13 protein-coding genes are annotated in these 12406 nt (G+C 71.4%); 11 read left to right on the top strand and 2 right to left on the bottom strand.

What is annotated here, in order from left to right; genetic code table 11:
* Nucleotides 1-22: 22 nt before the first annotated feature.
* Nucleotides 23-448: a nuclear transport factor 2 family protein gene (locus tag LQ940_RS19820; protein WP_231241710.1), complete on the top strand. Its 426-nt coding sequence runs from the start codon at nt 23-25 to the stop codon at nt 446-448.
* A gap of 98 nt (nt 449-546) precedes the next feature.
* Complete coding sequence (locus tag LQ940_RS19815; RefSeq protein WP_231241709.1) at nt 547-1113, top strand: hypothetical protein; 567 nt, start codon at nt 547-549, stop codon at nt 1111-1113.
* Nucleotides 1114-1129: 16 nt separating this feature from the next.
* Here the strand turns inward: LQ940_RS19815 and LQ940_RS19810 are convergent, their stop codons facing one another.
* A complete protein-coding gene (locus LQ940_RS19810; RefSeq protein ID WP_231241708.1) occupies nt 1130-1975 on the bottom strand; it encodes an aldo/keto reductase in 846 nt (281 codons plus the stop codon).
* Between the two features lie 47 nt (nt 1976-2022).
* Between LQ940_RS19810 and LQ940_RS19805 the strand changes: the two genes are divergently transcribed.
* Nucleotides 2023-2463 (top strand): NUDIX hydrolase, encoded by a 441-nt coding sequence (locus tag LQ940_RS19805; protein WP_231241707.1) that lies wholly within the window; start codon nt 2023-2025, stop codon nt 2461-2463.
* Nucleotides 2464-2467: 4 nt separating this feature from the next.
* Here LQ940_RS19805 and LQ940_RS19800 read toward each other — a convergent pair whose 3' ends face one another.
* Complete coding sequence (locus LQ940_RS19800; protein WP_231241706.1) at nt 2468-3439, bottom strand: M28 family metallopeptidase; 972 nt, start codon at nt 3437-3439, stop codon at nt 2468-2470.
* A gap of 183 nt (nt 3440-3622) precedes the next feature.
* Here LQ940_RS19800 and LQ940_RS19795 point away from each other — a divergent pair, with 183 nt between their 5' ends.
* The 8 genes from LQ940_RS19795 to clpB all read left to right on the top strand — a co-directional run bounded on the left by LQ940_RS19795 (nt 3623) and on the right by clpB (nt 12399).
* Nucleotides 3623-4987: an HNH endonuclease signature motif containing protein gene (locus LQ940_RS19795; protein ID WP_231241705.1), complete on the top strand. Its 1365-nt coding sequence runs from the start codon at nt 3623-3625 to the stop codon at nt 4985-4987.
* A gap of 60 nt (nt 4988-5047) precedes the next feature.
* A complete protein-coding gene (locus LQ940_RS19790) occupies nt 5048-5311 on the top strand; it encodes a hypothetical protein (RefSeq protein WP_231241704.1) in 264 nt (87 codons plus the stop codon).
* Nucleotides 5311-5484: a hypothetical protein gene (locus tag LQ940_RS19785; protein ID WP_231241703.1), complete on the top strand. Its 174-nt coding sequence runs from the start codon at nt 5311-5313 to the stop codon at nt 5482-5484. Before LQ940_RS19790 ends, LQ940_RS19785 begins: the two co-directional genes overlap by 1 nt.
* 197 nt (nt 5485-5681) lie before the next feature.
* Nucleotides 5682-7538, top strand: coding sequence for a molecular chaperone DnaK (gene dnaK, locus LQ940_RS19780; RefSeq protein WP_231241702.1), 1857 nt, complete (start codon nt 5682-5684; stop codon nt 7536-7538).
* Complete coding sequence (grpE, locus tag LQ940_RS19775) at nt 7535-8167, top strand: nucleotide exchange factor GrpE (protein ID WP_231241701.1); 633 nt, start codon at nt 7535-7537, stop codon at nt 8165-8167. The genes dnaK and grpE overlap by 4 nt, the downstream gene beginning before the upstream one ends.
* A 15-nt stretch (nt 8168-8182) precedes the next feature.
* Nucleotides 8183-9343: a molecular chaperone DnaJ gene (gene dnaJ / locus LQ940_RS19770; RefSeq protein WP_231241700.1), complete on the top strand. Its 1161-nt coding sequence runs from the start codon at nt 8183-8185 to the stop codon at nt 9341-9343.
* Complete coding sequence (locus tag LQ940_RS19765; RefSeq protein WP_231241699.1) at nt 9343-9780, top strand: heat shock protein transcriptional repressor HspR; 438 nt, start codon at nt 9343-9345, stop codon at nt 9778-9780. Before dnaJ ends, LQ940_RS19765 begins: the two co-directional genes overlap by 1 nt.
* 24 nt (nt 9781-9804) lie before the next feature.
* Complete coding sequence (gene clpB / locus LQ940_RS19760; RefSeq protein WP_231241698.1) at nt 9805-12399, top strand: ATP-dependent chaperone ClpB; 2595 nt, start codon at nt 9805-9807, stop codon at nt 12397-12399.
* Nucleotides 12400-12406 lie beyond the last annotated feature (7 nt).

Here is a 12406-nt window from a genome sequence, read left to right as displayed (position 1 = left end):
AGTTCTGTGCCAGAGTGCGCTGGTGGACCAGCAGACGCTCAGTGACCGGGCCGAGATCGCCGACGTGCTGACTCGCTACACGCGCGCCATCGACACCGGCGACTGGGACCGGCTCGACACGGTGTTCACGCCCGACGCGCAGATCGACTACACGCAGTCGGGCGGGATCGCCGGGGGGTACGCCGAGGTCAAGCCGTGGCTGGCCGAGGTGCTGCCGGCCTTCTTCCCTCGGCGCATGCACACGCTCGGGCAGCTCGACATTGACGTCGACGGCGACGCCGCCACCTGCGCGGCGTACTTCCACAACCCGATGCCGGTGGACGACGGCGCCGGAGGTGAGCGGATCGTCGAGCTCGGCGGGATCTACCACCACGCGCTGGTGCGCACGCCCGGCGGCTGGCGCAGCGAGCGCCTGCACGAGGAGGTCGTGTGGAAGCGCGGGCTGTGATCGGGGCCGGCTGAGACCCGGGGCGGCGGGGTCGTGTGGTCCCCTTGACCCGGTCCCCGACAATGGGCGCACCGCACCACCATCCAGGGAGACCGCACGTGGCCGACGAAGAACCCACCCCGCGCGAGGGGCGCCCCGTCCTGGAGGGTCTCGTCGCCCTGGTCGCCGTGGCGCTCGCCGTCGGCCTGATCCTCGGCGGCGGCGCGCTCCTGGCGAAGCGGCTGATCGGCCTGGACGGCGACGCCGCCGCCAGCGACGGAAGCAGCGGCGGGGAGACGATGTACCTGCCGACCCCCTCGCCCACCGAGCGCGACACCGGCCCGCAGATCACGCTCGCCCCGGACCCCGGGGGCGAGGGAGGTCCGCCACCGTCGAGCAAGTCGGAGGAGCCGGAGACCGCGATCTCGCTGACCTCCGACGCCTCCGAGGTCGGCTCCATGGAGCGGATCTACCTGCGGGGCACCTACCCCGACGGCGAGGGCGCGATCCTGCAGGTGCAGCAGTGGGAGGGCGACGACTGGGGGATCTTCCCGGTCACGGCCTCGGTGAGCAACGAGACGTTCACGACGTACATCCAGACCAGCCAGGTGGGCAAGAACCGCTTCCGCGTCGTCGACACCGACAGCGGCGAGGCCTCCAACGAGATCCGCGTGACGATCCGCTGATCTGAGGGAGTCGAGCTCAGCTCGGGATCCAGTCCATCGTCTCCGGGTTGGGGCCGATGCGACCGGCCTCGCCCTGGTCGAGGCGGCGGATGGCCTCGACCTCGTCCGGGGAGAGCCGGAAGTCGAAGATCTCGAAGTTCTCGCGCATCCGCTCCTCGTGCATCGACTTGGGGAAGACCACGTCCCCGCGCTCGATGTGCCAGCGCAACGTCACCTGCGAGGGCGTCTTGCCGTGGCGCTGGGCGATCTTGCGGATCACCTCGTCGTCCATCACCTTGCCCTGGGCGATGGGCGACCAGGCCTCGACGGTGATGCCGCGCTTGTGGGAGGCGGCCCGGACCTCGTCGTTGGGCAGATAGGGGTGCGCCTCGATCTGGTTGACGGCGGGCAGGACCCCCGTCGCGTCGATGATCCGGTCTAGGTGCTCGGGGTGGAAGTTGGAGACGCCCACGGAGCGCAGTCGCCTGTCCTGCGTCAGCTCGGTCATGGCCTTCCACGTCGAGACGTAGTCGCCGCTGTAGCGCGTGGGCAGCGGCCAGTGGATGAGGAACAGGTCGATGTAGTCCAGGCCGAGTCGCTCGAACGACTCCTCGAAGCTGCGCCGTACGTCGTCGGGCCGGTGGTTGTTGTTGTTCAGCTTGGTGGTGACGTAGAGCTCCTCGCGGGCGATCCCCGAGGCGGCGATGCCCTGCCCCACGCCCTCCTCGTTGCCGTACATCTGGGCGGTGTCGAGGTGGCGGTAGCCCACCTCGAGCGCGGTGGCCACCGTGGCCGCCGTCTGCGCCGGCGGGACCTGGAAGACGCCGAAGCCGAGCTGCGGGATGGTGGTCTGGTCGTTGAGGGTGATCGTCGGAACGCTCATAGGAGGCCGAATACCCGCCGCGGCGCCGTCGTATTCCATGATGGGGTGTGCACTACACCGAGTACGACACCCGGCTCGCGGCCTATGCCGTCATCGTGGACGACCGGGACCGGGTCCTCCTCGCCCTGTGGAACGAGGGCGAGGAGAAGCGCTGGACGCTGCCCGGCGGCGGCGTCGACCTCGAGGAGCAGGCCGCCGCGGGCGCGGTGCGGGAGGTTCGCGAGGAGACCGGCTACGACGTGGAGCTGGGGGCGCTGCTCGGGGTGGACTCCTACGTGATCCCCGTCGAGCGCCGCATCGCCGACACCGACCGGCCGATGAAGGCGGTGCGGGTGGTCTACGAGGCGCGCATCATCGGCGGGGAGCTCACTGCCGAGGTCGACGGCAGCACCGACGAGGCGCGGTGGATCCCGCTGGCCGAGGTCGCCGGCCTGCCGCGCGTGAGCCTGGTCGACGTCGGCCTGGGCCTCTGGCGCGCCTCGCGCTGAGGCCTCAACCCAGCCAGGCGAGAACCGTGCGTGCGGTCCGCTCGAGCTGAGCGCGCTGCACGACCTCGGGGGTGTCGGTGCGGTCGTGGTAGGCGGCGTACGACGTGCTGCCGAGGCGGGCGCCCGGCAGACCCGCGCGCACGAACGACCAGTGGTCGCTGGACGTCTGGAACGGGTCGAGGACCGTCTCCACCCCGGCCCTGCGCGCCGCCGCGACGAGCTCGTCGGTCAGGGCGTTGGGCTCGGCCGGGCTGCCGACCGGCAGCACCTCTCCGACGCCGACCCGGTCCAGCGAGACCATCCCGGCGAGGCTGCGCCGCTGCTGCGCGGTGAGGGAGGCGACGTAGGCGCGTGAGCCGTAGTGGTGGTGGGCGTCGCCCTCGCCGCGGGGCTCCTCCGAGCCGAACGCGACCAGCACCACGGGCAGCCGGCTGCGCGTGTCCTGGAGCGCCTCGGCGACCGCGAGCAGGACCCCGACCCCCGACCCGTTGTCCTCCGCCCCGGGCGCGTCGACGACGGTGTCGAGGTGCGCGCCGACCAGCAGCCACGGCCTCCCCGGCCGCGGCGTGCCGTGCGTGGCGATGAGGTTCACCGAGGGTCCCGCCTCGACCGGTCCGTTCCACGAGTAGCCCGCCGGTGTGGGAAAGCGCTGCCGCTCCACCCGCCACCCGCTCTCGGTGAAGCGGCGCTCGACCCACGCGGCCGCCCGGAAGTACGCCGGGGTCGTCCCGGGCCGCGGCCCGATCTCGCCCGCCAGGTGCCGCACGGCGCGCAGCGCGGTGCTCACGTCCAGGTCGTCGGGCGTCACGCGCGGTCGCGGTGTGGGAGTCGGTGTCGGGGTGGGCGACGGGCCGGACGACCGGCTGGGGGAGCCGGTGGCTGTGGAGCGGTCCGCCGGAGACGGCTCGGCCTCGGGCTCCGCCTGGCTCGTGCAGCCGGACAACGCCACCACCATGACCACCCACGCCCACCTCATCCCCCCATCCTGCCCTCCGCCCTCGGTGGTCGAGGTGCGAAGGCGCCCCGGCTGGCCCTCGGTGGTCGAGGTGCGAAGGCGCCCTGGCGCCTGAGCCTCGAGACCCAGCGCGATGCCCGTGACCTCGCGTAAAAGGTCTGCATAACCATTGACGATCGAACACCTGTTCGGTTAGTATGGACCATGTCCATCGCGCACCTCGACGACCACCGGCCGAACGCCGATGGGCCAGGCGCGCCCGAGGACCTGATCGCCGCCGTCCGCGAGACCCGGGCCCGCGCCGACGCCGCCGAGGCCGACCTGCTGCGACTCGGCCTGGCCTGGGCCCACACCCACCTCGAGGACCCCGCCGACGACACCTGGCACGCCGCCCGCAGCCGCGGCGCGTACCACGACGGCGCGCCGCACGTCGAGGACCTGACCGACCCCGGGGTGCTGGAGTGGTTCGGGCTCCCGCGCCTGGCCTGGGACGCGCCGGCCGCGTTCGCGGTGGCCAACCAGATGACCACCACCGCGGGCAGGGCCTACCTGCGCGACGCCCTGACCCTGGCCCACCGCCTGCCCCGCGTCCACGCCCGCGTGCTGGCCGGCCAGGTCCCGGTCTGGCGGGCGCGCCGGATCGCCCAAGCCGTGCTCGGCAAGCCCGCCGACGTGGCCGCCTACGTCGACCTCGAGGTCGCCGAGCGCGCCCACCAGGTCGGCGCCACCACCCTGGAGAAGGTCCTGGACGAGGCGATGCTGCGGCTCTACCCCGAGCAGCGCGAGGCCGAGCAGCTCGAGGCCCTCGACCACCGCCACGCCACCGTGCACGAGGGCTCGCTCAACCACACCGGCGTCGCCGAGATGACCCTGCGCGCCGACTGGTCCGACCTCACCGACTTCGACCGCGCCCTGTCCCTGGTCGCGGTCGCGCTGCTGCGCGACGGCTGCACCGAGCCCCTCGACGTACGCCGCGCGATGGCGATCGGCATCCTCGCCGACCCTCCCGGTGCGCTCGCCTTGATCAACGGCGACGAGCCGCCGGCGCCGACCAAGGCGATCGTGGCCTACCTCCACTTGAGCGGCGACGCGCCCCTGGGCTGCGACCCCGTCGCCACCGACGAGACCGGGCGCACCTGGCTGGTCGACACCGTGCGCGAGTGGCTCGCCCGCAACGACCGCTTCGTCACCGTCCGCCCCGTCATCGACCTCACCGACCACTGCGACGGCACCGGCCACAGCCCCGGCCAGACCGACCCCTACACCCCCTCCCCGCTGACCGCCGAGAAGGTCCGCCTGCGCGACCTGACCTGCGTGTTCCCCTGGTGCACGCGCCCGGCCCGGGCCTGCGACCTCGACCACATCACCCCCTACGACCACGGCGGCCCGACCTGCGAGTGCAACCTCGCCGCCCTGTGCCGATATCACCACCGCCTCAAAACCCACGCCGGCTGGACCTACCGACCACTCGCCCCCGGCACCTACCTCTGGCACGACCCCCACGGCCAGAGACTCCTCACCACCCCCCAGGGCACCACCGACCTCACCTACGCTGCCGATACCGGCTGACCGCCGGGAGATTGCAGCTACCTGCCGCCATCACCGACGCAACGTGACAGGAGGTGGAGCGTGAGCGGCGAGGCGAGTCCGGACGGGGTCGGCGTCAGCGCGGTAGCGCCGACCTCCGCAGCGGCTGTGCAGGCCATGCGGGCCTACCTCCACGATGTCGCCAGTCGGTACTACGGCCGGCCCGTTACCGCCGACGAACTTCAGGCTGCGCTGTCGCAGCATCCGAGTGACGACCTCGTCGCGCCCCATGGCGTGTTCCTCGTGGCCCGAATCGGTGTCGACGTCGTCTGCGGTTGCGTGGCCGGGGACTGGGCCGCCGCTTGATGCTGGAGGTCGAAGAGCGAGCCCGCATCATGGGGATCGCCGCGCTACGTCTCGACACCCGCAACGATCTCGTTGAATCGCAGCGGCTCTACCTGTCCCTTGGCTACACCGAGCGGCCGGCCCACTCCGGTGGGCCGTTCTCCGACCTTTGGTACGGCAAGTCCCTCCGTTGACGCGATCCCCGCGCGCGCCCTCTCGGCGTAGCCCAGGTCACATCTGGGCACCCGGGTGAGGCGGAACATCCCCGCCAGACCTCCGGTTGTACCGTCAGAAGCGAAGTTGAGTTGAGCCGACTCAACTTCTCTGCCAGACTGAGACCCATAAGTCTTCAACCCCGGCCCTTCGGGGCCTCATCACGGAGGTACAACTCATGGCACGTGCTGTCGGCATCGACCTCGGGACGACGAACAGCGTCGTCGCGGTCCTCGAGGGTGGCGAGCCCACCGTCATCGCCAATGCGGAAGGTGCCCGCACCACTCCGTCGGTCGTCGCGTTCGCGAAGTCCGGCGAGGTGCTGGTGGGCGAGGTCGCGAAGCGCCAGGCGGTCACCAACGTGGACCGCACCATCCGCTCGGTCAAGCGCCACATGGGCACCGACTGGAAGCAGCGGATCGACGACAAGGACTTCACCCCCCAGCAGATCAGCGCGTTCGTGCTGCAGAAGCTGAAGCGGGACGCGGAGGCCTACCTCGGCGAGCCGGTGACCGACGCGGTCATCACCGTCCCTGCGTACTTCTCCGACGCGCAGCGCCAGGCCACGAAGGAGGCCGGCGAGATCGCGGGCCTCAACGTGAGCCGCATCGTCAACGAGCCCACCGCGGCGGCGCTCGCCTACGGCCTCGACAAGGGCGACGACCAGACGATCCTGGTCTTCGACCTCGGTGGCGGCACGTTCGACGTGTCCCTGCTGGAGATCGGCGAGGGCGTCGTCGAGGTCAAGGCGACCTCGGGAGACAACCACCTCGGCGGTGACGACTGGGACAACCGCGTCGTGGAGTGGATGGTCAAGAAGTTCAAGGACAACAACGGCGTCGACCTCGCGGCCGACAAGATCGCCAAGCAGCGCCTCCAGGAGGCCGCGGAGAAGGCGAAGATCGAGCTGTCGTCCTCGAGCGAGACCACGATCCACCTGCCCTACATCACCCACGGCGAGTCCGGCCCGCTGCACTTCGAGGAGCGGCTGACCCGCAGCGAGTTCCAGAAGATGACCGCGGACCTGCTCGACCGCACCAAGGCGCCCTTCCAGAACGTCCTCAAGGACGGTGGCGTCGCGATCGACAAGATCGACCACGTCGTGCTCGTCGGTGGCTCCACCCGGATGCCCGCCGTGAGCGAGCTGGTGACCGAGCTCCTCGGGGGCAAGCAGCCCAACAAGGGCGTCAACCCCGACGAGGTCGTCGCCGTGGGTGCCGCGCTCCAGGCCGGCGTGCTCAAGGGCGAGGTCAAGGACGTGCTGCTGCTCGACGTGACCCCGCTGTCGCTGGGCATCGAGACCAAGGGCGGCGTCATGACCACCCTGATCGAGCGCAACACCACGATCCCGACCAAGCGCTCGGAGATCTTCACGACCGCCGACGACAACCAGCCTTCGGTCGAGATCAAGGTGGCCCAGGGCGAGCGCCAGATGTGGTCGCAGAACCAGCCCCTGGGCAACTTCGAGCTCACCGGCCTGCCCCCGGCGCCGCGCGGCATCCCGAAGATCGAGGTCACCTTCGACATCGACGCCAACGGCATCGTCCACGTGTCCGCCAAGGACCAGGGCTCCGGCAAGGAGCAGTCGATGACGATCTCCGGCGGCTCCGCGCTGTCCAAGGACGAGATCGACCGCATGGTCAAGGAGGCCGAGCAGTACGCCGAGGAGGACGCCAAGCGTCGCGAGGCCGTCGAGGCCCGCAACCAGGCTGACCAGATGGTCTACACGACCGAGAAGTTCCTCGCCGACAACGCCGAGAAGCTGCCCGAGGACGTCAAGACCGAGGTCCAGGGCGACATCGACGCGCTGAAGACGCTGCTGGAGGACCCCGAGGCGTCCGCCGAGACCCTCAACACGGGCGTGGCCAAGCTCGGTGAGTCCAGCCAGAAGATGGGCGCGGCCATGTACGCCGCCGCGGAGGCCGAGCAGGCCGCCGCCGGTGGGTCCGACGGCTCGACGGGCGAGGCCGACGACGACGTCGTCGACGCCGAGATCGTCGACGAGGGGCCGGCTGACGAGGGCCAGTCCAAGTGAGCGACCCGCACGTGAACCGCGACGAGGAGCCGGTCGAGTCCTTCGGCGACGCCGCCTCCGAGATGGCCAACGAGACCGAGGTCGAGGAGGAGCCCGTCGCCGACGGCGCCGCCTCCTCGGCCCCGGCCGGCGAGCCCGGCGAGGACGACGTGATCTCGCAGGACGAGCTGGTCGTGACGCAGATGGCCTTGGCGGAGCGGACCGCGGACCTGCAGCGACTGCAGGCCGAGTTCCTCAACTACAAGCGCCGCGTCGAGCGCGACCGCGACCTGCTCCGGGAGAACGCGACCTACGCCGCCCTGGCGCCGATCACCGAGGTGCTCGACACCATCGACCGGGCCCGCGAGCACGACGAGCTCGACGGCGGGTTCAAGGCCGTGGCCGAGCAGCTGGAGCGGGTCGTGGCGAGCCTGGGCCTGATCCGCTTCGGCGAGGTCGGCGACCCGTTCGACCCGACGGTCCACGAGGCCCTCTCCCACATCGGTGAGGACCCCGAGGTCACCGTGACGACGTGCAAGGTGATCGCCAAGGCCGGCTACAAGATCGGCGACCGCGTGGTCCGCGCGGCGCAGGTGCTGGTGGTCGACCCGCCGACGCCGGCGACGAGCCACGCGACCGACGGGGAGTGAGAAGGGAGGTGTGCGATGAGTGACGATGGGGTCCGCGCCGACTGGGCGCAGAAGGACTTCTACCAGGTGCTGGGCGTCAAGAAGGACGCCACGGCCGACGAGATCAAGAAGGCCTACCGCAAGCTCGCGCGCGCCAACCACCCCGACTCCAACCCCGGGGACACCGCCAAGCACGAGAAGTTCAAGGCGGTCGCCGAGGCCTACGACGTGGTCGGCGACGCCGAGAAGCGCAAGAAGTACGACGAGCTGCGTGAGCTCTACGGCTCGGGCGCCCGTGGCGGCTTCGGTGGCGGAGCGGGCGGCGGGTTCAACCTCGACGACCTGCTCCGCGACCGGGCCGGCGGCGGTGGCGGCTTCGGCGACATGTTCGGAGACCTCTTCGGAGGTGGGCGCCGCACCCAGCAGGCGCGGCGGCCCACCAAGGGTGCCGACGTGGAGACGACCGCGACGATCGGCTTCACCGACGCCATGGACGGCGTCACGATCTCGCTGCGGCTCACCTCCGACGCTCCCTGTCCCGACTGTCAGGGCACCGGTGGCAAGCCGGGCACGAAGCCGCACATCTGTCCTCAGTGCGAGGGCGCCGGCTACGTCACCGTCTCGGCGGGCGGCGCGTTCTCCATGAACGAGACCTGCCCCCACTGCGGCGGGCGCCAGCTCGTCTACGACGAGCCGTGCCCCACCTGCCAGGGCAGCGGCCGCGGGATGTCGGCGCGCTCGATCCAGGCCCGGATCCCCGCCGGGGTCAAGGACGGCCAGCGCATCCGCCTGCGCGGCAAGGGCGGGGCGGGCGAGAACGGCGGTCCGGCCGGCGACCTGTTCGTGGTCGTCAAGGTCAGGCCGCACCGGATCTTCGCCCGCAAGGCCGACAACCTCACGCTCACGGTGCCGGTCTCCTTCGACGAGGCCGCGCTGGGCGCGGAGATCAAGATCCCCACCCTGGGCGGCGCCCCGGTCACCCTCAAGATCCCGGCGGGCACCCCCAACGGGCGCACCTTCCGGGTCCGCGGCAAGGGGGCGCGCAAGTCCGACGGCAGCTACGGCGACCTGCTGGCGACCGTCGAGGTCCAGGTCCCGGCCGTGCTCGACGAGGCCGCCCGCGCGGCCGTCGAGGCCTACCGGGAGGCGACGGCGAGCAAGCCGCTGCGGGCCAACCTCTTCGAGGCGGGCTCCTAATGGCCGCCCGCGACCCGTTCGCGGTACCCGGACCCGACGCCGCGGTCTTCGTCATCAGCGTCGCCGCCGAGCTGACCGGCCTGCACCCCCAGACCCTGCGCACCTACGAGCGCCTGGGCCTGATCAACCCCGTGCGCACGGTCGGGGGTGGGCGCCGCTACTCCGCGCGGGACATCGAGCGGCTGCGCGAGATCTCCGAGCTCACCGCGGCGGGCATCGGCATCGAGGGGGTACGCCGGATCCTCGAGCTGGAGAACCAGGTGGCCGCGCTGTCGGCGCGCAACGAGGAGCTGCGCGCCGAGCTCGAGAGCACCCGCGACACGCTGCGGCAGGCGCTCGCCGGCCCGCCGTTGGGCCCCGCGTCGCCCAACAAGCTGCCCGTGCTCCGCAAGACCCACAGCGGCCAGGCGGTCGTCGTCTGGCGTCGCGGCCGCTGAGCAGAACCCTAGGAAGGAGATGTCATGAGCCAGCTCGGCGCTGACAAGTTCACCACCCGAAGCCGCGAGGCGATCGAGGCCGCCCAGCTCACGGCCACCACGGCCGGCAACACCACCACCGAGCCCATCCACCTGCTCGCGGCCCTCCTCCGCCAGGAGGACGGCATCGCGCGCAGCCTGGTCATCAAGGCCGGCGTCGACGCCGATGCGCTGACCGCGCGCGCCGTCGCGGCCCTCGACGCCCTGCCCAAGGCCAGCGGCGCCACCGTCCAGCAGCCCGCGGCCTCGGCCGCGCTGACCCGGGTGCTGGCCGGCGCGATCGACCTGGCCGGCTCCATGAAGGACGACTACGTCGCGACCGAGCACCTGCTGATCGCGATCGCCGGGACCGAGAGCCCCGCCCAGAAGCTGCTCACCGACGCGGGCCTCACCGAGGCCGGCCTGCGCGAGAGCCTCACCGCCGTCCGCGGCAACCGGCGCGTGACCAGCCAGGACGCCGAGTCGACGTACGAGGCGCTGGAGAAGTACTCCGTCGACCTCACCGCAGCCGCCCAGGAGGGCCGGCTCGACCCGGTCATCGGCCGCGACGCCGAGATCCGGCGCGTCGTGCAGGTGCTCTCGCGCCGCACCAAGAACAACCCGGTCCTCATCGGCGAGCCCGGCGTCGGCAAGACCGCCGTCGTCGAGGGCCTGGCGCAGCGCGTGGTCGCCGGCGACGTCCCCGACTCGCTCAAGGGTCGCCGGGTGCTGAGCCTGGACCTGGCCGCGATGGTCGCCGGAGCCAAGTACCGCGGCGAGTTCGAGGAGCGGCTCAAGGCGGTCCTGGAGGAGATCAAGGACAGCGGCGGCCAGATCATCACCTTCATCGACGAGCTGCACACGGTCGTGGGCGCGGGCGCCGGCGGCGACTCCTCCATGGACGCCGGCAACATGCTCAAGCCGATGCTGGCCCGCGGCGAGCTGCACATGATCGGGGCGACGACCCTCGACGAGTACCGCGAGCGGATCGAGAAGGACCCGGCGCTGGAGCGCCGCTTCCAGCAGGTCTTCGTCGGCGAGCCCAGCGTCGAGGACACCATCCAGATCCTGCGCGGCATCCAGGAGAAGTACGAGGCCCACCACGGCGTGCGGATCACCGACGCCGCGCTCGTGGCCGCGGCCACGCTCAGCGACCGCTACATCCCCGGCCGTCAGCTGCCGGACAAGGCCATCGACCTGATCGACGAGGCGTCCTCCCGGCTGCGCATGGAGATCGAGTCCTCGCCCGAGGAGATCGACCAGCTCCGGCGCCGCGTCGAGCGCCTGCGCATGGAGGAGTTCGCGCTCCAGCGCGAGAGCGACGAGGCCTCCGCCGAGCGCCTGGAGCGCCTGCGCGCCGACCTGGCCGACCGCGAGGAGGAGCTGCGCGGCTTGGAGGCGCGCTGGGAGCGCGAGAAGGCGACCCTCGAGGGCGAGGGCGAGCTGCGCCGCCAGCTGGACCAGCTGCGCATCGAGAGTGAGCGGCTCCAGCGCGAGGGCGACTTCGAGAAGGCCAGCGAGATCCTCTACGGACGGATCCCGGCGCTCGAGGAGCAGATCCGCGAGGTCGAGGCGGCCGATCGCCCGGACATCGAGCCGCTGGTCGGCGAGGAGGTCGGGGCCGAGCAGATCGCCGAGGTGGTCGAGGCCTGGACCGGCATCCCGACCGGCCGGATGCTGCAGGGCGAGACCGCGAAGCTGCTGGAGATGGAGTCCGTCGTCGGGCAGCGCCTGATCGGCCAGCATGAGGCGGTGCGCTCGGTGAGCGACGCCGTACGCCGCGCGCGCGCCGGCATCGCCGACCCCAACCGGCCGACCGGCTCGTTCCTGTTCCTGGGCCCCACCGGCACCGGCAAGACCGAGCTCGCCAAGGCGCTGGCCGACTTCCTCTTCGACGACGAGCGCGCGATCGTGCGCATCGACATGAGCGAGTACTCCGAGAAGCACTCGGTCTCGCGCCTGGTCGGGGCCCCCCCGGGCTACGTCGGCTATGACGAGGGCGGCCAGCTGACCGAGGCGGTGCGCCGCCGTCCGTACTCGGTGGTCCTGCTCGACGAGGTCGAGAAGGCGCACCCCGAGGTGTTCGACATCCTGCTCCAGGTGCTCGACGACGGACGCCTGACCGACGGCCAGGGCCGCACGGTCGACTTCCGCAACACGATCCTGATCCTCACCAGCAACCTGGGCTCGCACTTCCTGGTCGACCCGCTGCTGGACCCGGAGAAGAAGAAGGAGTCGGTGCTCGCCGTCGTGCGGTCGAGCTTCAAGCCGGAGTTCCTCAACCGTCTCGACGACATCGTGATGTTCGACGCGCTGACCCGCGAGGAGCTGGCGCAGATCGTCGATCTCCAGCTGGGCCTGCTCGAGCGCCGGCTTGCCGTGCGGCGCATCGACATCGACGTCACGCCCGAGGCCAAGACCTGGCTCGCCGACACCGGCTACGACCCGGCGTACGGCGCCCGCCCGCTGCGCCGTCTCGTCCAGACCGCGATCGGCGACCCGCTCGCGCGGATGCTGATCGGGGGCGAGGTGGCCGACGGCGACACCGTCAAGGTCGACGTCGCGGACGGCGGAGGGCTGACCCTCGCCGTCGCGACCTGAGCACGGC

Source organism: Nocardioides sp. cx-173, from assembly GCF_021117365.1.
Classification (GTDB): Bacteria; Actinomycetota; Actinomycetes; order Propionibacteriales; family Nocardioidaceae; genus Nocardioides.
The sequence above is the reverse complement of the archived record's forward strand: the minus strand, read 5'-3'. Positions and strand labels throughout refer to the sequence as shown.

Bases quoted from the DNA above. Each gene is read 5' to 3' on its own strand.
- LQ940_RS19810 (WP_231241708.1), bottom strand. From the start codon at position 1,975: ATGAGCGTTCCGACGATCACCCTCAACGACCAGACCACCATCCCGCAG.
- LQ940_RS19800 (WP_231241706.1), bottom strand. From the start codon at position 3,439: ATGAGGTGGGCGTGGGTGGTCATGGTGGTGGCGTTGTCCGGCTGCACG.
- LQ940_RS19795 (WP_231241705.1), top strand. From the start codon at position 3,623: ATGTCCATCGCGCACCTCGACGACCACCGGCCGAACGCCGATGGGCCA.
- LQ940_RS19785 (WP_231241703.1), top strand. From the start codon at position 5,311: ATGCTGGAGGTCGAAGAGCGAGCCCGCATCATGGGGATCGCCGCGCTA.
- dnaK (WP_231241702.1), top strand. From the start codon at position 5,682: ATGGCACGTGCTGTCGGCATCGACCTCGGGACGACGAACAGCGTCGTC.
- dnaJ (WP_231241700.1), top strand. From the start codon at position 8,183: ATGAGTGACGATGGGGTCCGCGCCGACTGGGCGCAGAAGGACTTCTAC.
- LQ940_RS19765 (WP_231241699.1), top strand. From the start codon at position 9,343: ATGGCCGCCCGCGACCCGTTCGCGGTACCCGGACCCGACGCCGCGGTC.
- clpB (WP_231241698.1), top strand. From the start codon at position 9,805: ATGAGCCAGCTCGGCGCTGACAAGTTCACCACCCGAAGCCGCGAGGCG.